The 19,697-nt window shown below is 73.7% G+C and carries 18 protein-coding genes, 1 tRNA gene and 1 pseudogene; 8 read left to right on the top strand and 12 right to left on the bottom strand.

The window, feature by feature from the left end:
- Both AB0I11_RS11060 and AB0I11_RS11055 read right to left on the bottom strand, forming a co-directional pair.
- On the bottom strand, nt 1-192 hold a 192-nt coding region (locus AB0I11_RS11060; RefSeq protein WP_357317021.1), incomplete at its 3' end, for a hypothetical protein.
- A gap of 40 nt (nt 193-232) precedes the next feature.
- The gene (locus tag AB0I11_RS11055) at nt 233-1,522 is read right to left on the bottom strand and encodes an MFS transporter (RefSeq protein WP_357317018.1); all 1,290 of its coding nucleotides are present in this window, start codon (nt 1,520-1,522) and stop codon (nt 233-235) included.
- 109 nt (nt 1,523-1,631) lie between these two features.
- Between AB0I11_RS11055 and AB0I11_RS11050 the strand changes: the two genes are divergently transcribed.
- On the top strand, nt 1,632-2,105 hold the full coding sequence (locus AB0I11_RS11050; RefSeq protein WP_357317015.1) for a hypothetical protein: 474 nt from the start codon (nt 1,632-1,634) through the stop codon (nt 2,103-2,105).
- Between the two features lie 86 nt (nt 2,106-2,191).
- Here AB0I11_RS11050 and AB0I11_RS11045 read toward each other — a convergent pair whose 3' ends face one another.
- The 6 genes from AB0I11_RS11045 to AB0I11_RS11020 all read right to left on the bottom strand — a co-directional run bounded on the left by AB0I11_RS11045 (nt 2,192) and on the right by AB0I11_RS11020 (nt 6,957).
- Nucleotides 2,192-3,304: an ionic transporter y4hA gene (locus AB0I11_RS11045; protein ID WP_357317012.1), complete on the bottom strand. Its 1,113-nt coding sequence runs from the start codon at nt 3,302-3,304 to the stop codon at nt 2,192-2,194.
- A 115-nt stretch (nt 3,305-3,419) separates the two neighbouring features.
- A complete protein-coding gene (locus AB0I11_RS11040; RefSeq protein ID WP_357317009.1) occupies nt 3,420-4,124 on the bottom strand; it encodes a hypothetical protein in 705 nt (234 codons plus the stop codon).
- Between the two features lie 202 nt (nt 4,125-4,326).
- The gene (locus AB0I11_RS11035; RefSeq protein WP_357317006.1) at nt 4,327-4,812 is read right to left on the bottom strand and encodes a PH domain-containing protein; all 486 of its coding nucleotides are present in this window, start codon (nt 4,810-4,812) and stop codon (nt 4,327-4,329) included.
- A gap of 194 nt (nt 4,813-5,006) precedes the next feature.
- Nucleotides 5,007-5,660 carry a Type 1 glutamine amidotransferase-like domain-containing protein gene (locus AB0I11_RS11030; protein WP_357317003.1) on the bottom strand — a complete coding sequence of 218 codons (654 nt, stop codon included), beginning with the start codon at nt 5,658-5,660 and terminating at the stop codon, nt 5,007-5,009.
- 252 nt (nt 5,661-5,912) lie between these two features.
- Nucleotides 5,913-5,989 (bottom strand) — tRNA-Pro (locus AB0I11_RS11025).
- Between the two features lie 74 nt (nt 5,990-6,063).
- Nucleotides 6,064-6,957, bottom strand: a complete 894-nt coding sequence (locus AB0I11_RS11020) for a metallophosphoesterase (RefSeq protein WP_357317000.1) — start codon at nt 6,955-6,957, stop codon at nt 6,064-6,066.
- A 25-nt stretch (nt 6,958-6,982) separates the two neighbouring features.
- Between AB0I11_RS11020 and AB0I11_RS11015 the strand changes: the two genes are divergently transcribed.
- On the top strand, nt 6,983-7,438 hold the full coding sequence (locus AB0I11_RS11015; protein WP_357316997.1) for a GatB/YqeY domain-containing protein: 456 nt from the start codon (nt 6,983-6,985) through the stop codon (nt 7,436-7,438).
- A gap of 63 nt (nt 7,439-7,501) precedes the next feature.
- On the opposite strand, the gene AB0I11_RS11010 is transcribed toward AB0I11_RS11015, so the two are convergent.
- Nucleotides 7,502-9,934 carry a transglycosylase domain-containing protein gene (locus AB0I11_RS11010; RefSeq protein WP_357316995.1) on the bottom strand — a complete coding sequence of 811 codons (2,433 nt, stop codon included), beginning with the start codon at nt 9,932-9,934 and terminating at the stop codon, nt 7,502-7,504.
- A 401-nt stretch (nt 9,935-10,335) separates the two neighbouring features.
- Here AB0I11_RS11010 and AB0I11_RS11005 point away from each other — a divergent pair, with 401 nt between their 5' ends.
- A complete protein-coding gene (locus tag AB0I11_RS11005) occupies nt 10,336-10,656 on the top strand; it encodes a WhiB family transcriptional regulator (protein ID WP_046564004.1) in 321 nt (106 codons plus the stop codon).
- Between the two features lie 22 nt (nt 10,657-10,678).
- Here the strand turns inward: AB0I11_RS11005 and AB0I11_RS11000 are convergent, their stop codons facing one another.
- The 3 genes and pseudogenes from AB0I11_RS11000 to AB0I11_RS10990 all read right to left on the bottom strand — a co-directional run.
- Nucleotides 10,679-11,830: an ArsA-related P-loop ATPase gene (locus AB0I11_RS11000; RefSeq protein WP_357316990.1), complete on the bottom strand. Its 1,152-nt coding sequence runs from the start codon at nt 11,828-11,830 to the stop codon at nt 10,679-10,681.
- A 54-nt stretch (nt 11,831-11,884) separates the two neighbouring features.
- Nucleotides 11,885-12,859 carry an ArsA-related P-loop ATPase gene (locus tag AB0I11_RS10995; protein WP_357316987.1) on the bottom strand — a complete coding sequence of 325 codons (975 nt, stop codon included), beginning with the start codon at nt 12,857-12,859 and terminating at the stop codon, nt 11,885-11,887.
- Between the two features lie 26 nt (nt 12,860-12,885).
- Nucleotides 12,886-13,338, bottom strand: a pseudogene (locus AB0I11_RS10990) (hypothetical protein); the annotation flags it as partial.
- 719 nt (nt 13,339-14,057) lie between these two features.
- On the opposite strand from AB0I11_RS10990, the gene AB0I11_RS10985 reads away from it, so the two are divergent.
- The 5 genes from AB0I11_RS10985 to AB0I11_RS10965 all read left to right on the top strand — a co-directional run bounded on the left by AB0I11_RS10985 (nt 14,058) and on the right by AB0I11_RS10965 (nt 19,686).
- A complete protein-coding gene (locus AB0I11_RS10985) occupies nt 14,058-14,504 on the top strand; it encodes a hypothetical protein (protein WP_357316984.1) in 447 nt (148 codons plus the stop codon).
- 62 nt (nt 14,505-14,566) lie between these two features.
- A complete protein-coding gene (locus tag AB0I11_RS10980) occupies nt 14,567-14,722 on the top strand; it encodes a DUF4177 domain-containing protein (RefSeq protein ID WP_013736319.1) in 156 nt (51 codons plus the stop codon).
- 5 nt (nt 14,723-14,727) lie between these two features.
- Nucleotides 14,728-15,189 (top strand): RidA family protein, encoded by a 462-nt coding sequence (locus AB0I11_RS10975; RefSeq protein ID WP_357316981.1) that lies wholly within the window; start codon nt 14,728-14,730, stop codon nt 15,187-15,189.
- A gap of 118 nt (nt 15,190-15,307) precedes the next feature.
- The gene (locus AB0I11_RS10970) at nt 15,308-16,108 is read left to right on the top strand and encodes an MBL fold metallo-hydrolase (RefSeq protein WP_357316978.1); all 801 of its coding nucleotides are present in this window, start codon (nt 15,308-15,310) and stop codon (nt 16,106-16,108) included.
- Complete coding sequence (locus AB0I11_RS10965) at nt 16,105-19,686, top strand: adenylate/guanylate cyclase domain-containing protein (RefSeq protein ID WP_357316975.1); 3,582 nt, start codon at nt 16,105-16,107, stop codon at nt 19,684-19,686. Before AB0I11_RS10970 ends, AB0I11_RS10965 begins: the two co-directional genes overlap by 4 nt.
- Nucleotides 19,687-19,697 lie beyond the last annotated feature (11 nt).

Genomic DNA, 19,697 nt, shown 5'->3' with positions numbered 1-19,697 from the left:
GCGTTCCCGTTCCCGTTCCCGTTCCCGTTCCCGTTCCCGTTCCCGTTCCCGTTCCCGTTCCCGTTCCCGTTCCCGTTCCCGTTCCCGTTCCCGTTCCCGTTCCGTTCCCGTTCCGCGCCCGCCGCGCCCGCCGCACCCAGCGACCGTCAGCCGCCGGCCGTCATCCGGCAGCCGCCAGCCGGCGGCCGTCATCCGGCAGCCCGTAAACCGGCAGCCCGTAGACCGGCGGGTGTCAGCCGGCGGCGGGTGCCAGCTCCGCCGCCCGGTCCGCCGCCGGGGCGGGACGGCCGTCCTGAGCGGGGGTGAGCAGCCGGCGCAGCGACAGCGCCAGCACCGAGGCGACCAGGCAGCCGCCGACCACCACCGCGACCCAGAGCCGCCCGTGCGCCGCGCCGAGCAGCGGGCCGGCGGTGACCGGGCCGATCACCCCGCTGATTCCAAAGATCATCGAGCTCATCGCGTTGTACCGGCCGCGCAGCTCGTCGGTGGCGAGCGCGTTGGTCAGCGCCGGCATCACCGGCGAGAGCATCGTCTCGCCGAAGCCGAAGATCGCCGAGCAGGCCACCACGCCGAGCGCGGCCAGCAGCGCGTTGCCCGGGCCGATCAGGCCGGCCGCGCCGAGGACCAGCCAGGCGGTGGCGAAGACCGCGCCCACCGCGGCGAGCGCGCCCGTCCGGCTGCGCGCCTCCAACCGGCGGATCACCAGCAGCTGGGCGAACACGATCATCGCGGTGTTGCCGGCCAGGGCCCACGCCACCACCCGGGGCGACACCTCCACCACCCGCACCGAGTACGCCGCGAAGCCGACCTCGATCTGCGCGTACCCGCAGGTGGTCAGCACCAGGCCGAAGAGCACCAGGCGGCGGAACGGTCGGTCCCGAAGCACGGTGAGGTAGCCGCCGGCGGCCCGGGTGGCCGTCGCCGACCGTGCCTCGGCCAGCCGGTGCCCGACGTGCGGCAGGGTCAGCAGGATCAGGGCCGGCATCAGGTAGCTCAGCGCGTCCAGCAGGTAGATCGCCTGGAAGGTGACCGGGCGGGCGACGTCGACCACCGCGCCAGCGATCAGCCCGCCGACCCCGATGCCCAGGTTCAGCAGGGCGAAGTTCAACCCGAACACCCGCTGCCGCTCCCCGTCGCCGGTGAGCGACGCCAGGATGGTGTTCTGCCCGGACCAGATCGCCGAACTGCCCACCGCGATCAGCGTCATCACGCCGAACGCCATCGCGGTCGAGTCGACCAGCGCGAGCGAACCGGTGCCGATCGCCTCCACCGCCAGGCAGGGCAGCACCACCCGGCGCGCGCCGAACCGGTCGATCAGCGTGCCGCCCAGCGGGGACAGCGCGAGGGTCACCGCACCGAACCAGCCGATCACCAGGCCGGCCCGGTTGTCGGTCAGGCCACGCACGTCGGTCAGGTAGATGAACAGGAACGGCAGGGTCAGGCCGCGCCCGATGGCCGACAGCAGGGTGCCGATCAGGATCCGGCGGGCTTCGGGACGGGCGGGCAGGGCGCGGCGCAGCATGGCTGGATTCTCCGGGGCGGGTACGACGGCCCGCGAACCGTTTACCCGCCGGACGCGCCCGGCTCGGCCGCCACGTGAGCAAGCACACGCCGTCTGCCATGCTGGGCCGGTGACCACGACCTGGCGACACCTGCCCGCACCCGCCCGGGAGATCGCGGCGGCGGCCACCGAGGCGGTGGCCGCCGCGCGGGACCGGGACGTCGAGGCGTACGAGTCGGCGGTGCTCCGGCTCACCGCCGCCGACCGGGCCGGCCTGGTGCTGGGCGGGGTGGTCCGGTTGCTGCTGGAGGAGACCCACCCGGACGGCCTGACCGGCGACGACGTACGCCAGGTGTTGGAGCGCTGCGTGCGCGGGGCCGCGACCTGGCGGCCGGACGTCGACCCGCACGTGCTGCTGGTCCTGCTGGCCGGCGCGCTCGGGGTGTACGACCCGGGCGACGACGACGCACCACCCGACCCGGCGGCGGTCGCCCGGCACGCGCCGTTGCTCGTCGCCGACCTGCTGGCGGCCGCCGGCCGGCCCCTGGCCGGCTACCTGGAGGCCGCCTTCGCCGAGGTGGCCCGCACCGAGCTGCACGACTGAGCCGGCGGCCGGTGGACCGCCCGGCCGAGCCCGGCGGGCTGCCCGGCTGAGCCGGTGGTCATCGAGCTGCCGGGCTGAGCCGGTGGTCAGGGGCTCGCGGCGAGGAAGATGAACGCGGCGAGCAGCGACAGGTGCACCCCGGCCTGGAGCACGGTGGCCCGGCCCGGCACCACGGTCAGCACCCCGGCCACGGCGGTCAGGGCGAGCAGGGTCAGCTGCGTGCCGCCGAGCCCCAGCAGCAGCGGGCCGTCCAGCCAGATCGAGGCCAGGGCGATCGCCGGGATGGTCAGGCCGATGCTCGCCATGGCGGAGCCCAGCGCCAGATTGAGGCTGATCTGGACCCGCCGCCGGCGCGCCGCCCGGGCGGCGGCCAGGGTCTCCGGCAGCAGCACCAGCAGCGCGATGACCACCCCGACGACGGCCTGCGGCAGGTTCGCCCCGCTGACGCCGGCCTCGATCGCCGGGGAGATGATCTTCGCGTCGCCGACCACCGCCACCAGGGCCACGACGAGCAGCGCCAGGCTCGCCACCGCGGTCCGGGTCGAGGGCGGATCCGCGTGCCCGTCGCCGTCGGCGTCCTCGGCGAGGATGCTGCCCTCCTGGGTGACCGGCAGAAAGTAGTCCCGGTGCCGGCCGGTCTGCACCAGCACGAAGAGCCCGTAGAGCGCCAGCGAGGCGACGGCCGCGAAGGCGAGCTGGGGTGGGGTGAACTCCGGCCCGGGCCGGCTGGTGGTGAACGTCGGCACCACCAGGCTCAGCGTGGCGAGGGTGGCCACGGTGGCCAGCGCCCCGCCGGTGCCCTCCGGATTGAAGACCGCCACCCGGTCGCGCAGCGCCCCGAGCAGCAGGGACAGGCCGAGTATCCCGTTACAGGTGATCATCACGGCGGCGAAGACGGTGTCCCGGGCCAGCGCCTGGGTCTTGTCCCCGCCGCTGATCATGAGCGTCACGATCAGGCCGACCTCGATCACCGTGACCGCCACCGCGAGGAGCAGGGAGCCCAACGGCTCACCGACTTTGTGCGCCACCACCTCGGCGTGGTGCACGGCCGCCAGCACGGCACCGGCCAGCAGCGCGGCGACCAGCACGATGAGCGGGCCGGCCAGGTCGCGGCCCCAGGACGCCGCGAGCACCACGACGGCGATCAGGGGTACGAGGGTGGTCCAGCCGGTCAGGCGGGATCGGTTCGGCGCTGCCATCGAACAACTCTGCCAGGAAGATCCGTCCCATGCCCAGGCGATCGGGCGGATCTTCGGCGATCGTGAAATACCTAACCGGGGTACGGTGCCCCGCCGACGCGGGCTCGCCGGCCAGTCAGGACCCGGTCGTCTGGTAGCGGCGGAGCGCCGCTTCGGCAAACGGGGCGAGGTGCCGGTGGCCGCCGGGTGCGTTGCCCTGCTCCTGGATGACCAGCAGGGTGGTTCCGGCCCGCACCAGCACGCTGTCGCATTCCAGCTCACCGCTGCTGCAGCTGAGGTGGATGCTGTCCTCGCCCAGCCGGGGCCCGGGCGCCACCGCGTAGCGGTACCGGTCGCCGGACGACGCCACGACGGTCGGGCAGCGGGCGACGAGGGCACGCAGGTCGGCCAGCGCGCGTACGGCGCCGTCGTCGGCATAGGTCCGGAGGACCTCGTTTCCCACCCAGAGGTCGTCGGGCCCGACCTCGAAGGCGAGGGTCGCCGCGGCAATCGCCGTCGGGGTCCCGGTCAGCCGGGACGCCGACAGCAGCGGGATCAGGTCCACACAGGACGCGTCGGCGCCTGGACGCTGCTCACCCGCATCCGCCGCCATGGCCGTCGCGATCTGCACGCTGGCTCCGGGCGGCAGCGCTTCCGCGGTTATCAACCGGGCGGACAACGCCGCGGAGTAGCCAGCTCCGCCGCTCGCCGGTACCGCCGGCTTCGTCGGGGCGATCGAGCCGGTCACCGGCGCCGGCTCGCCCGCCGGCCGGGCGGTCGTCGTGCCGCACGCGCTCATCAGGCAGACCGCCAGCACCGCGACCGACCTACCCAGCACCATCCGGAGCACCTGCCGACCACCTCTCGCGTGAGACGCGCCACGCTACCAGCGCGTGCCGTCGGCCGCCGGAACGCATCGAGGCCCCTCCGTGTCAGGGCCCCGATCGCCGCTGTCACCTCCGGTGGCAACAGCACTGACCGGAGCAGATGGCCGTCTCCGCTCGTCCGGCCGGGTCGCTCGCCGTGGTCGCCCAGGGCCTCACTCACCCGGCAACGCCACTCGCCTTGACCTCCCGCCGGTGCTGGCGGGCCCGCCGTTCGAGGTAGTCAGCGACGTCGTCCGCTCGGGTCCGGCGCCCGAGCCAGCGGCTCAGGTTCGACTTCTGCGGGGCGGGAGCCAGCACCCGACCGCCGTCAGCGCAGATGATGGCGATCCCGTAGTAGCCCGCGTCGCACCGCACAACCGCTGACCACGGAACGCGGACCGTACGCCACGGGCCGCGCAGGACCAATCCTTCGGGACCGGCGGACAGTCGAGGATGAAATGTCTGCCGCCACAACAGGAACGCCAACAAGCCGTACGGGACCACGAGGGCGAGCGCCAGACCCACCTCGCCGTCGGGGGCAAGAGCCTGGTAGGCGACGAACACCATCACCCCTACGGCCATGACGCCCAGCAGCAGGCCGGCGAAGACCCGCACGGCGACACCCAGTCGCCAGACCCGCTCCTCGTGCACGTCGATCGGCACCCCCGACCCCCATCCATCAGACGCGATCACGGCAAGCGCCGTCGACGCCGTCCGCGAGCATCCGCAGCGACCTCATCGTCGGCTGTCCACGCCATGCCCAGCCTCGGCCGGGCTCGCCGCCGCCTCCACGAAGCGGATCGTTGACGGGTGCCAGGCGGCCGGCGCTTCGCCACGCCGATCGCTGCTGGCCGCGGCTACGACGGGAACCGCCTCCAGTGCCCCTCGGAAACGACCTCGACGGTGCCGTCGGTCACCTTGATGGCCGTCTGGTCGTCGATCGCGTACGCCGGACCGGCGATCTCGGCCGCCCATCTCTCGGCGCCAGCCATGGTGTTGTCCGGCTCGAGACCCAGGTGCGGGAAGATCGAGAAGTCGACGACCCCCAGCGTGCGGTCGTCGGGCGCGGACTGCCACTCGACGAAGTCCGCACCGATCCGGGGGGTCAGCACCATGCTCCCCGCACTCAACCCCACCCAGACGGTGTCCCGCAGCGACGGCAGGAGATCCGCCAGCCCGGACTGCCGCATCCAGTGGCACAGGTACGTCGCGTCGCCGCCGGCCACCAGGATGACGTCAGCCTCCCGGACCCAGGGGACCCACCGCTCCTCGCCGACGCTGGGCAGCGCGGTCAGCTCGAGGACGCCCAGCGACTTCCAGCCCAGGCCGCACATGGGTAGCGGCGTCTGACCGGTGATGAAGCGCCAGGCCGAGGGCGGCCCGCCCATGGGGTAAGTCGCCGTAGGGATGCAGAGGGCATTGGATTCGGCGATCGGCTTGCCCAGCAGGTCCACCAGCGCATCGCGGATGCTCGGGTTCGTGACACCTGCGGACGTGAGAAGAAGTTTCACGCTTGCCTCCCGTACGTAGCGGTCATGACGCTCTTCCCGAGCGTTGCGAGATCGGGTGTACAGGAAGACAGACGCGAGACCGTAGCGAAACTCATCGCTGCTGCGGCCCTGCAAGCCTTCCGCGGGCACATCGTCAGGAGCGGATTCCCGGCACGCCAGCCGTGAGGGGCAGTTGGCGTCACGGTCCGTATCCGGCGGGCTCAAGCGGAAGCACTAGAGGGCACATCCAAGGATCGGATGTGCCCTCTTACCTGGTCGGGGTGGCCGGATTCGAACCGACGACCTCTTCGTCCCGAACGAAGCGCGCTACCAAGCTGCGCCACACCCCGAGGCGTGCCGACAAATAGTAGCCCACCCGCTCCGGTGGTCAAACTCGGTACCCCCCGCCCCGCCGGGCGGCCGGTCAGCGTGGGATCAGGGTGAGCACGCTCGCCTCCGGCGGGCAGGCGAAGCGCACCGGGGCCGTGGGATGGGTGCCCAGGCCGGCGGAGACGTGCAGCCAGGCGTCCGACCCGGGCCAGCGGTGCAGCCCGCGGGCCATCGAGCGGGGCAGCCCGCAGTTGGTCACCAGGGCGCCGTAGCCGGGCACGCAGACCTGACCGCCGTGGGTGTGGCCGGCGAGCAGCAGCCCGAAGCCGTCCGCGGCCATCCGGTCCAGCAGGGCCGGCTCCGGCGAGTGGGCCAGGCCGACCGCGAGCGCCGGGCCGGAACTGACCGGGCCGGCCACCGCGTCGTAGTCGTCCCGCTCGACGTGCGGGTCGTCGACGCCGACCAGCTCGATCTCCCGGCCGCCCGCCTTGACGGTGGTGCGGGCGTTGTTCAGGTCGACCCAGCCCGCGCCGACGAAGACGTCGCGCAGTTCCTCGTACGGCAGCGGGGTGCCCTCGGTGTACTCCCGGTCGGGCAAAAAGTAGGTGAACGGGTTCTTCCAGACCGGGCCGGTGTAGTCGTTGGAGCCGAAGACGAAGGCCCCGGGCAGGTCGAGCAGGGGTTGCAAGGCCCGCAGCACGCCGGGCACGGCGTCCGGGTGGGCCATGTTGTCCCCGGTGACCACGACCAGGTCCGGGTCGAGCGCCGCCAGCGAGGCCACCCAGTCCTGCTTGCGCCGCTGGTTGGGCATCATGTGCAGGTCCGACAGGTGCAGCACGCGCAGCGGCTCGGCATCGGTGGGGAGCACCGGTACGTCGTACCGGCGCAGGGTGAACATGTTGCGCTCGATGAGCGACGCGTACGCCAGGGTGGCCGCTCCGGCGGCGACGGTCCCGGCGGCGAGCCGGAATAGTGTGCGCTTTCGCATGGCGTTCAGGGTAGTTTGACCGTCCATGAGCACGCTGAAGGACCGTCTCACCACCGACATGCGCGCCGCGCTGAAGGCGCGCGACGAGCTGACCACCTCCACGCTGCGGATGGCCCTCGCGGCCGTCGGCAACGCCGAGGTCGCCGGCAAGGAAAAGCGCGAGCTCAGCGATGACGAGGTGCTCGCGGTGCTGACCAAGGAGGCGAAGAAGCGGCGTGAGGCGGCCGCCGCCTTCGCCGACGCGGGTCGCCGCGAGCAGGCCGGCAAGGAGACCGCCGAGGGCGCGGTGCTGGAGCGTTACCTGCCGAAGCAGCTCTCGGAGGCGGAGCTGACCGAGCTGGTCGCGGGGGCGCTCGCCGCGGGCGGTTTCACGGGCCAGGCGCAGATGGGCCCGGCCATGAAGGCGGCCCAGGCCGCGGTGGCCGGCCGGGCCGAGGGCGGCCGGGTCGCCGCCGAGGTACGCCGGCAGCTCGGCCTCTGACCGGGCCGGACGACGACAGCGGGCGGGCACCCGAGGGGGTGCCCGCCCGCTTCGGTTCCACGGTCAGCGGCGCGGCGGTCGGCCGGGGCCGTTGGGCGGTGGTGGGGCCCCCGGTCCGGTCGTGTTGCCACCGTCCGGCTTGCCCCCGCCGCCGGCGCTGACCTCGATGGTCACCACGCCGCCCTTGATGGTGCGCCCGTCCGGGCTGGTGCCGGCCGCGGTACCCGGCGGGCACTCGGACGGCGTCTTGCTGCTGGAGACCACCGGCTCGAAGCCGGCGCCGCGCAGCCGGGACTTGGCGGTCTCGATCGACTCGCACTTCACCCCGGGGATGGAGCGCTGGTCACCCTCTATGATCTTGCCGCTCGGCGGGGTGAACTGGATCCGCTCCTTGCCCTTCATGGCGTCGCGGAGCGTCTCGTACACCGCCGGGTTGATGCCCCAGGGCACCTCGTTGTGCTTCATCCGCTGCTTGGTCTGCGGCCAGTCCGGGTCGGCCTCGATGCCGGCCACCGCGTACTGCTTGGTCATCGCGACCAGGGCGGAGGTCTTGTCCGCGTCGGTGGTGCCGGACTTGCCGGCCACCGGCGCGTCGACGACGCCGCGTACGTTGCCCGCGGTGCGGGACTTGCACCTGCTGGTCGAGGAGTTGTCACCCACCGGGCAGCGGGCGGCGTCCACGGCGGCCCGGGCCACCTCGGTGCTGATCCGCTGCTCGCAGTGCGGGTTGGCGATGTCCAGCTTCTCGCCGTCCGGGCCGCGGATCTCCTGGACCGGGATGGGCTCGCAGTACTTGCCGTCCGCCGCCAGCGTGGCGTACGCGTTGGCCAGTTCCAAGGGGGTGGTCTGCGAGACGCCGAGGGTGAACGCGCCCCACCCGTGGGCGTCCGCGGCGAACTTGGCGTCGTTGGGCGCCCGGAAGGTGATGCCCAGCTTCTGGGCCGCCTTCACCACGTTCTCGGCGCCCACCCGCTGCTGGAGGGCCACGAAGTAGGTGTTGACCGAGAAGCCGAACGCGCTCCACATGTTGTGCACGCCGGCCATCGACGGGTTGGCGTTGACCGGGCAGTAGAAGTGCGTGCCCGTGCAGGCGGCCGGGTTCCCCGAGTCGATGACGTACTCGGACTTGAACTGTGGTTGCGCGTTGATGGTGTAGCTGAGCGGGTAGCCCTTCTCCAGCGCCGCCACCAACGTGAAGATCTTGAAGGTCGAGCCGGCCTGGTAGCCGGTGATGCCGCCGCCGCCGGAGATCAGCGGGTTCACCGTGTTGGGCCGGCTGCCGCGGATGCCCTTGCTGGCCTTCTTCGGGTCGCTGGAGAGCTTGTTCTGCGGGTGGTCCGGGTTGTCGAGCTTGAAGTTGCGGTTCACCGCCATGGCCCGGACCCGGCCGCTGCCCGGCTCGACCACCGCGAGCATCCGGGCCGCCGTGGCGCTGACGCTCAGGTGGTCGCGGACGGCCCGGTCGGCGGCCTTCTGCGCCTGGACGTCCAGGGTGGTGGTGATGGTGTAGCCGCCGCTCTTGAGCCGCCGCTCGCGGTCGTACGAGGTCGAGCCGAACGTCTCCTGCTGCTTCCACCAGCGGTAGAAGTAGTCGCAGAAGAAGCCCCAGCTCTGGGTGTTGGTGGCGACGCAGCCGTTCGGGGTGCGCTTCTTGGCCACCTTCAGCTTGATCTTCTTGGCCTGGTCGGCCTGCTCCTTGGTGATCGCGCCGATCTGCACCATGTTGTCGATGACGTAGTCGCGCCGGCCCACCGCGTCCGGGTAGCCGGCCGGGGTGGTGGGGTCGAACGCGGTCGGCGCCTTCACCAGGCCGGCGAGCATCGCCGACTCCTGGATGTCGAGCTTGCTCGGCGGCTTGTTGAAGTAGACCTGGCTGGCGGCGTAGATGCCGTACGCGCCGTTGCCGAAGGCGGCGATGTTCAGGTAGCGCTCCAGGATCTCCTCCTTGGAGAGTTCCTTGTCGATCTGGAGCGCGTAGCGCATCTCGCGCAGCTTGCGGGCGCTGGTGTCCTCGGTCGCGGCCACCACGTCGGCCGGGTGGGTGGCCGAGTACGAGATGGCGAGCCGGACGTACTGCATGGTGAGCGTCGACGCGCCCTGCCGCGAGTTGGTCCCGGACTGGTTGTTGACGAACGCCCGGGCGACGCCGTTGAGGTCCACGCCGTTGTGCTTGTAGAAGTCGTGGTCCTCGGCCGCGATGATGGCCTTCTGCATGATCGGCGAGATGTCCTTGAGCTTCACGTCGCGCCGGTTCTCGTCGTACATGGTGGCGAGCGGGGTCTTGCGGTCGGCGGCCAGCAGGTAGCTGATCTGCGGCGCGCGGGCCACCGTCAGCTCCTTGGGCAGCGCGCCGAAGGTCTCCGCGCCGGCCTTGGCGGCCAGTCCGGACATCGCCACCGCGGGGAAGGCCGCCGCCGCGACCACCACGCCGGCCAACAGGCCACAGATGAGTAGCGATGCGGCGTTGGTCAGCACGTTGTGGTCACGTTTCCGCATCCAGGTCACCTCGACAGGGTACGCGAGTAGGGAACGAGGGGCGCGCGGGGAACTTTCCCCATTTCCTGCGTGCGCCGGCCTCGTTGTGCTAAACGCACGAACCCTGGTGCGAGGTTGCGTGAACCCGCGAGAAGTCTCCTCCGAACGGGGGAGCAGCGCAGCGTTTTCACGAACACGAGCCGGGTAGACGGCGGGCGAAAGCCCGGGAAGCCGGGAGTGTCCGTAATGATGGATTTCGCCGACAACGTTGCGTAATCGGGCGACTACACAGCATGATGGTGGCGGCGACGGAGCCACATGTCGTCCGTGCCGCCCTGGGGAGGTCGGCCGGACGACCGGGGGGTTGATTCGACGGCTGGTCGCGCGGAGTCGGTAGGTAATGCAAGGGGGGACGTGTACAGATGGGCATGATCACTGACTGGCCGTCACTGGCGGCATGTCAGAACGGGGACCCGGACGCGTTGTTCGTACAGGGCGCCGAACAGAACGTGGCGAAGCGGATCTGCCGAAGCTGCCCAGTTCGCTACGAGTGCCTGGCCGACGCGCTCGACAACCGGATCGAGTTCGGGGTGTGGGGTGGCATGACCGAACGCGAGCGCCGGGCGTTGCTGCGCCGGCACCCACAGGTGACCAGCTGGCGGAAGATGTTCGAGGCCGCCATGAAGAAGAACGCCAAGGAGAAGGCCGGCAAGGACAAGGTCCTGGTGACCACCGCCAACTGACCGACGCGCCGGTCGGCGCGCGTCAGCGCCCGCCGATCGCCGCGCCGATCGTCCGCAGCCCGTCGACGTCGTGCACGTCGGCGGGCTGCGCCGTCACCGACACCGCCGGCACCGTCGGGAACGCCTCGGTGAACCGGGCCGCCACCCGCTCCTCGCGTACCGCCTGCTGGGCCAGCGCCGCGTGGGCGCGCAACACCTCGACGGTGCCCTCGTGCCCACCCAGCTCGGCCAGCCGCTCGGCGGCGGCCAGGCTGTCGGCGCCGCTCAGCCCCGGCGCCGCCGGCCGGTGCACCCGGTTGAGCACCAGGCCGGCCAGTGGCATCCGCTCCTCGCCCAGCCGGCCGGCGAAGTACGCGGCCTCCCGGACCGCGTCCGGCTCCGGCGCCGCGACCAGCAGGAACGCCGTCTCCCGGGCCTGCAGGATCCGGTACGTCTGCTCGGCCCGCTGCCGGAAGCCGCCGAACATCGAGTCCAGCGCGGCGACGAAGCCGGACAGGTCGGTGAGCAGCTGCGCGCCGATCACCTTCTGCACGACCTTGGAGAACATCCCGAAACCGGCGGTCACGAAGCTGAACATGCTCCGCCCGCCGGTGCGGGCCGGGGCGAGCAGCAGGCGCAGCATCCGGCCGTCGAGGAAGCGGGAGAGCCGGGCCGGCGCGTCGAGGAAGTCCAGCGCGGAGCGGGACGGCGGGGTGTCCACCACGATCAGGTCCCACTCGCCCCGGGCGTGCAGCTGGCCCAGCTTCTCCATCGCCATGTACTCCTGGGTGCCGGCGAAGGTCGAGCTCATGGCCTGGTAGAAGGGGTTGGCGAAGATCTCCGCCGCCTTCGCCGGATCGGTGTGCTGCAGCACCACGTCGTCGAAGGTGCGCTTCATGTCGAGCATCATGGCGTGCAGCTCGCCGCCGCTGGTCTCCACGTCGATGCCCTTGACCTGGCGGGGCGTGTTGTCCAGCTCGGTCAGGCCGAGCGACTGCGCCAACCGGCGGGCCGGGTCGATGGTGAGCACCACCGTGCGCCGGCCGTGCCGTTCGGCCGCCCGGAGCGCCAGCGCGGCCGCCGTGGTCGTCTTGCCCACGCCGCCGGCTCCGCAGCAGACCACGATCCGCACGCCGGGGTCGGCGAGGATCTGGTCGACGTCCAGCAGTGGCGCCGCGTCTTCGGAAGGCACCAATCGAGCGTATCGGTCGGGAGGGGGTCTCTGCGCCGTGCCGGCCGCAGGTGTGAGTCAATCCGCCCGGACGAGCGCCGCGGCCAACGTCTCCAGCCCGGCCCGGTCCACCCCGCCGGGCAGCAGCGGCAGCTCGACGAGGGGCAGCCCCAGCTCCACCAGCTCGGCCCGGAGCGAGTCCTCCAGCTCCCGGCGAACCTGCTGGTCACGGGCCTCCCGGGTGAGGCCGGTGACGGTCCGGCCGTCGGTCGGCAGCCCGGCTGCGGCCAGCCCCCGCTTCAGCTCGGCGGCGGTCACCTCGCGGCCCGCCGGCACCGGCGGGCGGGCCCCGTTGACGATCACCCGGCCGACCGGAAAACCCAACTGGGTCAGGTCCGCGATCGCGTCGACGGTCTCCTGGACCGGCATCTCCTCCAGCAGCGTCACCACGTGCACCGCGGTCATCGGCGAGCGGAGCAGCGCGGAGACCCCCTCGCTCTGGTTCTTGATCGGGCCGACCTTGGCCAGCCGGGCGGTCTCCGCGGTGACGTTGAGGAAGCGGCCGATCCGCCCGGTCGGCGGGGCGTCGAGCACCACCGCGTCGTACGTCCGGCGCTGGCCGTTGCTGCGGGTGGTGGCCTCCTTGACCTTGCCGGTGAGCAGCACGTCCCGCAGCCCGGGGGCGATCGTGGTGGCGAAGTCGATGGCGCCGAACTTGCGCAGCGCCCGGCCGGCCGCGCCGAGCTTGTAGAACATGTCCAGGTATTCGAGGAGCGCCTCCTCGGCGTCCACCGCGAGCGCCCGCACCTCGCCGCCCCCGGGGGCGTCGGTGAGGTGCCGTTCCTCGTACGGCAGCGGGTCGGTGCCGAAGAGTTGGGCGATGCCCTGCCGCCCCTCCACCTCGACCAGCAGGGTGCGCCGGCCGCCGGCGGCCAGCCCGAGGGCCAGTGCCGCGGCCACGCTGGTCTTGCCCGTGCCGCCCTTGCCCGTCACCACGTGCAGGCGGGCCGGCCAGGTGCCGGCCGGTTCGGCCGGCTGCTCAGTCGCTGCCACCCGTCGAGCCTATCCAGCCGCCGGGCTCAGGCGACCTCGCAGACCCACCAACCCGTCTTCCGCACCACCGTGAAGCGCAGGTCCTGGTTGGCGACCTTCTCGTCGGCCGTCGACATGGTGACCTTGGTGGTCACCGTCGCCCGGTCGCCGGTCTGGTTGTCCACCTTCGGGGTGGTCCAGCGGAACCGCGGGTTCTGGTACTCCTTGGCGTACTTGCGCACCTCGGCGACCTTGGCGGCGATCTTGTCGTCGTCCCGGGCGGCGGAGCAGACGAAGCTGGCCGCCTTGCGGGCGTTGCGCTCCTTGTAGACCGCGGTGAGGAAGTTGTCCACGGCGACCGTCGGCTCCTTGGCGCCCTGGCCGTCCTCGGCGTTGCGCAGGGTGAGGAACGCGGCCGTGCCGCCACCGCCGCAGAGCAGGACCGCCGCGGCCAGCACGAGCGACACGATCAGCAGCCCGCGCCGCTTCTTCGGGGCCGCCGCGCCGGGGTACGGCGGGTGGCCCGGCCCGGGCGGGAACGCGTCGGGGCCCGATGGCTGCGGCGTGGCGCCGGGGTACGGCGGGTGGCCCGGCCCGGCCGGGAACGCGTCCGGGCCCGACGGCTGCGGCGTGGGGCCGGATCCCGGAGGCGGCGGGAAGGCGCCCGGCTGCGGCGGCGGGAAGGCGCCCGGCTGCGGCGCCGGGAAGGCGCCCGGGCCGGCCGGCGGGAAGGCGCCGGGGGCGGGCTGCGCGAACGGGTCCTGGGCCGGCGGCGGGAAGGCGCCCGGGGCCGGCGGGGGCGGCGGAGAACCGGCGGGCGGCTGCTCGTGCGGCGAGCCGGCGGTGCCGCCGACGGGCGGTTGGGTCATGTCGTCCCCCGGGGTGCGGCGCCGTCGCCGCCCCGGGGCGACCGACGCGTGATTCGAGCGTGGCGACGGGCGTGGGTCACCCGTCCAGACCGGAAGGGTAGCGGTCGATGGCCGGCTTGCCAGCCCCGCGTACGCGGCGACGGACAACCGGTCCGGCCGGAACGCGAAGCCAACGTCGGATCCCCGACGGAGGCCTGTCGCATATGTGACTGGACGTGACCGAGCCTGCGCGTCCCGTTGCCGGGACTCTCCGCAGGTCCTACGTTCGTCGCGAGGCGGAACCGGACCGGTCAGTCGGTCCGGACCGGATGGTGGTGACGGTGAGCAGGTACAACGCCCGGAGGCAGCGCATGCGTGACGCGGAGAACATTCCCCGAGCCCAGTTCCCGCCAGGTGAACGGTCCGGGCGACCCGGTGAGGGCGAGAGCCCCGGCGCCGGCCTGCCGTTCAACGAGCGGTCGTACCGGCCGCCGGTCGAGGTGGTCCGCACGCTGGTCCGTCCGGGTGAGCGCGGCCGCGACGAGGAGGAGCCGGGTTACGTCATCCACCTGCCGGTCCGGGTGCCCGACCTGGCGGCGGCCACCGCGCTGGCCGGCACCGTGGCGACCTCGCTGGGCTTCCTCACCGAGTTGGACGCCGGCGAGACCACGGTCTCCACCGCCGACGACCAGAACAACCGGCACCGCGTCTTCTGTGACCTGCTGCTGGCCGACCGGTCCCGGTGCCCGCAGCGCTACGACCACGAGGGCCCGTGCGGCGAGCCGCCGGCGCCGGAGCAGCGTCCCGCGTCGCGGTAGGTCGGCCGGATCGTAGGCTGTGCCTGACCGAAGTCCATGTCAGGCAAGGGAGCCGTTACCCGATGCAGAAGTGGGAATACGCCACGGTGCCGCTGCTGGTCCACGCGACCAAGCAGATCCTCGACAACTGGGGCGAGGACGGTTGGGAACTGGTCTCCGTGGTGCCCGGCCCGAACCCGGAGCAGCTCGTCGCCTACCTGAAGCGCCCGAAGGCGTGACGGGCATGAGCAACGGACCGCACGCCAAGCTCGCCGAGCTGGGCCTGGCCCTGCCCGAGGTGGTCCCCCCGGTGGCCAGCTACGTGCCGGCCGTCCAGTCGGGGCAGCACGTCTACGTCTCCGGCCAGCTCCCGATGGCCGAGGGCAAGCTGCTCGCCACCGGCAAGGTGGGTGCCGGGGTCTCCGCCGAGCAGGCGAAGGACCTGGCCCAGCGGTGCGCCCTGAACGCGCTGGCCGCGATCGACGCGCTGGTCGGCCTGGAGAACGTCGTCAAGATCGTCAAGTTGACCGGCTTCGTGGCCAGCGCCCCCGGCTTCACCGGCCAGCCCGGCGTGATCAACGGCGCCTCCGACCTGTTCGGCGCGGTCTTCGGCGAGGCCGGCCGGCACGCCCGTAGCGCCGTGGGCGTCGCCGAGCTGCCCCTGGACGCCCCGGTCGAGGTCGAGGTCATCGTCGAGGTCGCCTGACGCTCCGTACCCGCGATCTTGCTGAGGTCGTGCCGGCAGACGGCCCGCAACGGGACATAACGCCAGGTGGGCCCGCAAGATCGCGGGGAGCGACGGGCGGGGTCGTACGATCGCTGCCATGGGCGGGCATGTGACCGGAGCCGCAGGGGCGCTCGCGGACGAGCTGCCCGGGTGGGTGACGCTGCTGCGCGCGCCCAATCCGGGGCCGATGACCCTCGACGGGACCAACACCTGGGTGCTGCGCGCCCCCGGGGCGGAACACGCCGTGGTGGTCGACCCCGGGCCGGCCGACGAGGCGCACCTGGCCGCCGTCGCGGCGCACGGGCCGGTCGGGTTCGTGCTGATCACCCACGGGCACCCGGACCACACCGAGGGCGCGCCCCGGCTCAGCGAGCTGCTCGGCGGGGCGCCCGTGCGCGCCGCCGACCCGGCGCACACCCTCGGCGGTGCGCCGCTGACCGAGCCCGGCGGGCACCTCGACGGTGCCGGCCTGGACATCCAACTGCTGCGCACCCCCGGGCACACCGCCGACTCGGTCTGCTTCCTGGTCGAGCACGGCGACGAGCGGGTGGTCCTCACCGGCGACACCATCCTGGGCCGGGGCACCACCGTGGTCGCCCACCCCGACGGGCACCTCGGCGACTACCTGACCAGCCTGGAGCTGCTCTCGACGTACCGGGGGATCCGGGCGCTGCCCGGGCACGGCCCGGCGCTGGCCGACTGCGCTGCGGCGGCCGAGTTCTACCTCGCCCACCGGCGGGCCCGGCTCGACCAGGTCCGGGCCGCGGTGGCCGCGGGCGCGACCACCGCCCCCGAGGTGGTCGCCCGGGTCTACGCCGACGTCGACCGCTCGCTCTGGTGGGCCGCCGAGTGGTCGGTCCGGGCCCAGCTCGAATACCTCGGGGTGGAGCAGCCGTGACCTGCCCGGTCTGCGGGACCGTCGCCGTACCGAACGCGCGGTTCTGCCACAACTGCGGAGCCGCGCTGCCGGCCGCCGCCAGCCTGCCGGCCGCCGAGCGCCGGGTGGTCACCGTGCTCTTCGGGGACCTCTCCGACTTCACCTCCTGGTCGGAGGATCTCGACCCGGAACGGGTCGGCGCGGTCACCGACCGGGTGCTGGCCGCCCTGGCCGGCGCGGTCAAGACCTTCGGCGGGCACGTCGACAAGCTCACCGGCGATGGGATCATGGCGGTCTTCGGGGCGCCCGTGGCGCACGAGGACGACGCCGAGCGGGCCGTGCGGGCCGCGCTCTCCATGCAGCGGGCGGTCCGCCGGGTGCTCGACGACGAGCGCGGCGGCGGCGCGCCGCTCGGCCTGCGGGTCGGGCTGAACACCGGCGACGTCATCGCCGGCATCCAGGCCGCCATCGAGTACACGGTCATCGGCGACACCGTGAACACCGCCGCCCGGCTCGCCGACGCCGCCGCCGTGGGTGCGGTGTACGCGGGGGCGCGGACCTCCGCCGCCACCCGGCACGTCGCCTCCTGGCGGGCGCTGCGCCCGCTGCGGCTCAAGGGCAAGCGCGAGCCGGTCGAGGCGTACGAGCTGCTGGGTCTCCTGGACGCCCCGGGCACCCGCTCCGGCCTCGGCGACGAGGCGCCCTTCGTGGGCCGGGAGACCGAGATCGGCCGGGTCGCCGGCCGGCTCGCCGAGGTGATCGACCGGGGGGAGCCGCGGGTGCTGCTGATGACCGCCGAGGCGGGCATCGGCAAGTCCCGGTTCGCCGCCGAGGTGGAACGCCTCGCCGCCGGCTACGACGTGGGCGCCGGCCGGTACGCGGCGCACACCGGCGCCCGGGTGCTCTCGGTCCGCTGTGCCGCATTCGGCGAGCGGCGCCGGCTCGCCCCCCTGGCCGACCTGGTCCGGGCGGCGGTCGGCCTGCCCAACGACCCGGCCACCGCGCTCACCCGGCCGGCCGTCGAGGAGCGGCTGCGTCGGCTCGGGCAGCGCCTCGGCCGGCTCCCCGGCGATCTGCCCCCGCTCGCCGTCGACCAGCTTCTGGCCCTGCTCGGGTACGCCGAACTCCCCGCCACCGGCGAGAACGGCGAGTGGAGCGCCGCGGCTCCGCCGCCGGACGCCGAGGCGGTGCCGAACGCGGTCGCCGAACTGCTCAGCGCCCTCGCCGTGGAGGCCCCGCTGGTGATCGTGGTGGACGACCTGCACGACGCGACCGCCGAGACGATCAGCGCGCTCGGGCTGACCCTCTCCCGGCTCACCGGCCCGGTGCTGGTGCTGCTGCTGGGCCGGCCGGAGCTGGTCCGGACGGCGGGCACGCTGACCCGGGTCGCGGACGCCGAGGTGCACGGCCTGCCGCCGCTGCGCGGCGCGGACGCGTCCCGGCTGCTGACCAGTTACCTGGTCGGCGGCAAGCTGCCGCAGGCCGACGCCGACCGGCTGCTGGCCACCGCCCAGGGCAACCCGTTCTACCTGGCCGAGCTGGTCACCCTGCTGCTGGAGCGCGGGGCGCTGACCGCCGGGCCGGGGCGCGGCGCGGATGTCGGCTGGCGGCTGGCCCCCGGCTCGCTGGGCAGCCGGCTGCTCTCCCGGGACCTGGCCGCCGTGCTGGCGGCGCGGATCGACGCGCTCCCGCCGGACGCCCGCTCCGTGCTGCGGGACGCCGCCGTGGTCGGCGACACCGTCCCCACCGGCGCGCTGGAGGCGCTCCGCGAACAGCGCACCGGGCTGGCCGGGCGGCCGGCGGCGGTGGCCGCGGTGGAGCTCGAGCGGGCCGTGGAGGAGCTGCTGCAACGGCGCATGTTGCACCGCACCCGCACCGGTTTCGCCTTCGCCACCCCGCTGATGCGCGAGGCCGCGTACGCCGGGGTGAGCAAGGCCGAGCTGGCCGAACGGCACGCCGCGCTGGCCCGCTGGGCGGCGGCGGAGAGCAGCCCGGGGGCGGGCGCCCTGCCCGGCGGGTTCACCGAGGCCGCCCGGGACGACTTCGTGGCCGAGCACGTCGAGCGGGCCGGCGCGCTCGCCGACGCGGTGAAGCTGCGCCCCGACGCGCCGGCCCGCGCGGTGGCCCCGCTCGGGGTGGCCGCGCTCGGCCGGGCCGCCCGCCGGGCCCTGCGCTCCGGCGAGCCGGCGCTGGCGATCGAGTACTCCGAACGCGCCGCCGAGCTGGCCCGGGACGGGCTGCCGCTGGCCGACCGGGTGGTGCACGCCCGGGCCCTGCTCCAGCTCGGCCGGCCGGGCGACGCCCTCGCCTTCGCCGAGAAGATCGCCGCGAACGCCGGGGACGCGGCGGCCACCCGGGCCGGCGCCCTGCTGCTGGCCGGGCAGGCCCACCAGACCCTCGGTGACGCCGTCCGGGCGGAACGGTGCTGGCAGGAGGCGTTGCAGGTGGCCACCGCGGCCGAGCTGCCGACCGTGCGCGCCTCGGCGATGCGCCGGCTCGGCATGGCCGACTTCATCGCCGGCCGGCTGGGCCAGGCGAGCAGCCGGCTCGCCGCGTCCTACCAGGTCAGTCTCGCCGCGAAGGATCCGCGCGGGCAGGCCTGGTCGTTGCAGAACCTGGCCTGGGTGACCACCACCCGGGGCGACTTCGCCGGCACCGACGCGGTGCTCGGCCGGGCCGCCCGGCTCTTCGCCGAGCTGAAGGACCCGTACGGGCGGGCCTGGCTGCGCGGCACCACCGCGTTCGCCCGGCTGCTCGCCGGCCGGCTTCGCGAGGCGTGCCGGCTGGCGCAGGTCTTCCTGCCGTTCGGGGAACGGGTCGGCGAGGCGTGGGCGGTCGGCACGCTCCGCGCAGTCGAGGCGTACGCCACCGCCGAGCTGGGCGAGCTGGCCGAGGCGGACCGGGGCGCGCGCCGGGCGTACCGGGAGTTCGCCGAGGTCGGCGACGACTGGGGGCAGGGCTTCGCGCTGGTCGTGCGCGGGGTGGTGGCCCGCGGGCTGGGCGCGCCCGAGCACGCCGCGGACCTGCTCACCGACGCGCTCGGGTACGCCGACCAGACCACGCACCCGCTGCTCACCGGGATGGCCGGCACCCTGCGCGGGTTCGTGGCGCTGGACATGGGCGACCACGAGGCGGCCGAGCGGGACGCCCGGTCGGTGCTGACCACCGTGGAGCCGCACAACCCGCAGGCGCCGGCCCAGGTGGCGCCCCGGGTGCTGCTCGCCATGGCCCGGCTTGCGGCCGGCGACTCGGCGACCGCGGTGGGGCTGCTCGCCCCGGTCGCCACCGCCGCCGCGAAGAGCCCGTCCCTGCTCATCTCCCGCCGCCAGACGATGGCCCGGTACGCGTCCGCGCTGCTCGCCCACGGCCAGCGCGAGCAGGCCCTGGACTGGGCGCAGCGGGCGGTGGTCGCCCCGGCCGAGGACGTCCGCAGCCAGGTGATCGCGGCCATGGTGCGGGCCGAGGCGCTGGCCGCCTGCGGGCGACCGGCGGACGCGCTGGCCAGCGCCGAGGAGGCGGTCCGGCTGGCGTACGCGACCGAGCAGCGCAGCGAGCGGGCCGGTGCCGACGCGCTCCGGGCCCGCCTCGCCGGCGGCTGATTCGGCGGTCG

This window comes from Micromonospora sp. NPDC050495, assembly GCF_040655175.1.
GTDB lineage: Bacteria > Actinomycetota > Actinomycetes > Mycobacteriales > Micromonosporaceae > Micromonospora.
This window is presented reverse-complemented; position numbering and strand designations above follow the sequence as displayed.

What these genes read in the sequence shown, in the direction of transcription:
- AB0I11_RS11055 (WP_357317018.1), bottom strand. Translation starts at nt 1,522, where the DNA reads ATGCTGCGCCGCGCCCTGCCCGCCCGTCCCGAAGCCCGCCGGATCCTG.
- AB0I11_RS11045 (WP_357317012.1), bottom strand. Translation starts at nt 3,304, where the DNA reads ATGGCAGCGCCGAACCGATCCCGCCTGACCGGCTGGACCACCCTCGTA.
- AB0I11_RS11040 (WP_357317009.1), bottom strand. Translation starts at nt 4,124, where the DNA reads ATGGTGCTGGGTAGGTCGGTCGCGGTGCTGGCGGTCTGCCTGATGAGC.
- AB0I11_RS11020 (WP_357317000.1), bottom strand. Translation starts at nt 6,957, where the DNA reads ATGCGAAAGCGCACACTATTCCGGCTCGCCGCCGGGACCGTCGCCGCC.
- AB0I11_RS11015 (WP_357316997.1), top strand. Translation starts at nt 6,983, where the DNA reads ATGAGCACGCTGAAGGACCGTCTCACCACCGACATGCGCGCCGCGCTG.
- AB0I11_RS11010 (WP_357316995.1), bottom strand. Translation starts at nt 9,934, where the DNA reads ATGCGGAAACGTGACCACAACGTGCTGACCAACGCCGCATCGCTACTC.
- AB0I11_RS11005 (WP_046564004.1), top strand. Translation starts at nt 10,336, where the DNA reads ATGGGCATGATCACTGACTGGCCGTCACTGGCGGCATGTCAGAACGGG.
- AB0I11_RS10985 (WP_357316984.1), top strand. Translation starts at nt 14,058, where the DNA reads ATGCGTGACGCGGAGAACATTCCCCGAGCCCAGTTCCCGCCAGGTGAA.
- AB0I11_RS10980 (WP_013736319.1), top strand. Translation starts at nt 14,567, where the DNA reads ATGCAGAAGTGGGAATACGCCACGGTGCCGCTGCTGGTCCACGCGACC.
- AB0I11_RS10975 (WP_357316981.1), top strand. Translation starts at nt 14,728, where the DNA reads ATGAGCAACGGACCGCACGCCAAGCTCGCCGAGCTGGGCCTGGCCCTG.
- AB0I11_RS10970 (WP_357316978.1), top strand. Translation starts at nt 15,308, where the DNA reads ATGGGCGGGCATGTGACCGGAGCCGCAGGGGCGCTCGCGGACGAGCTG.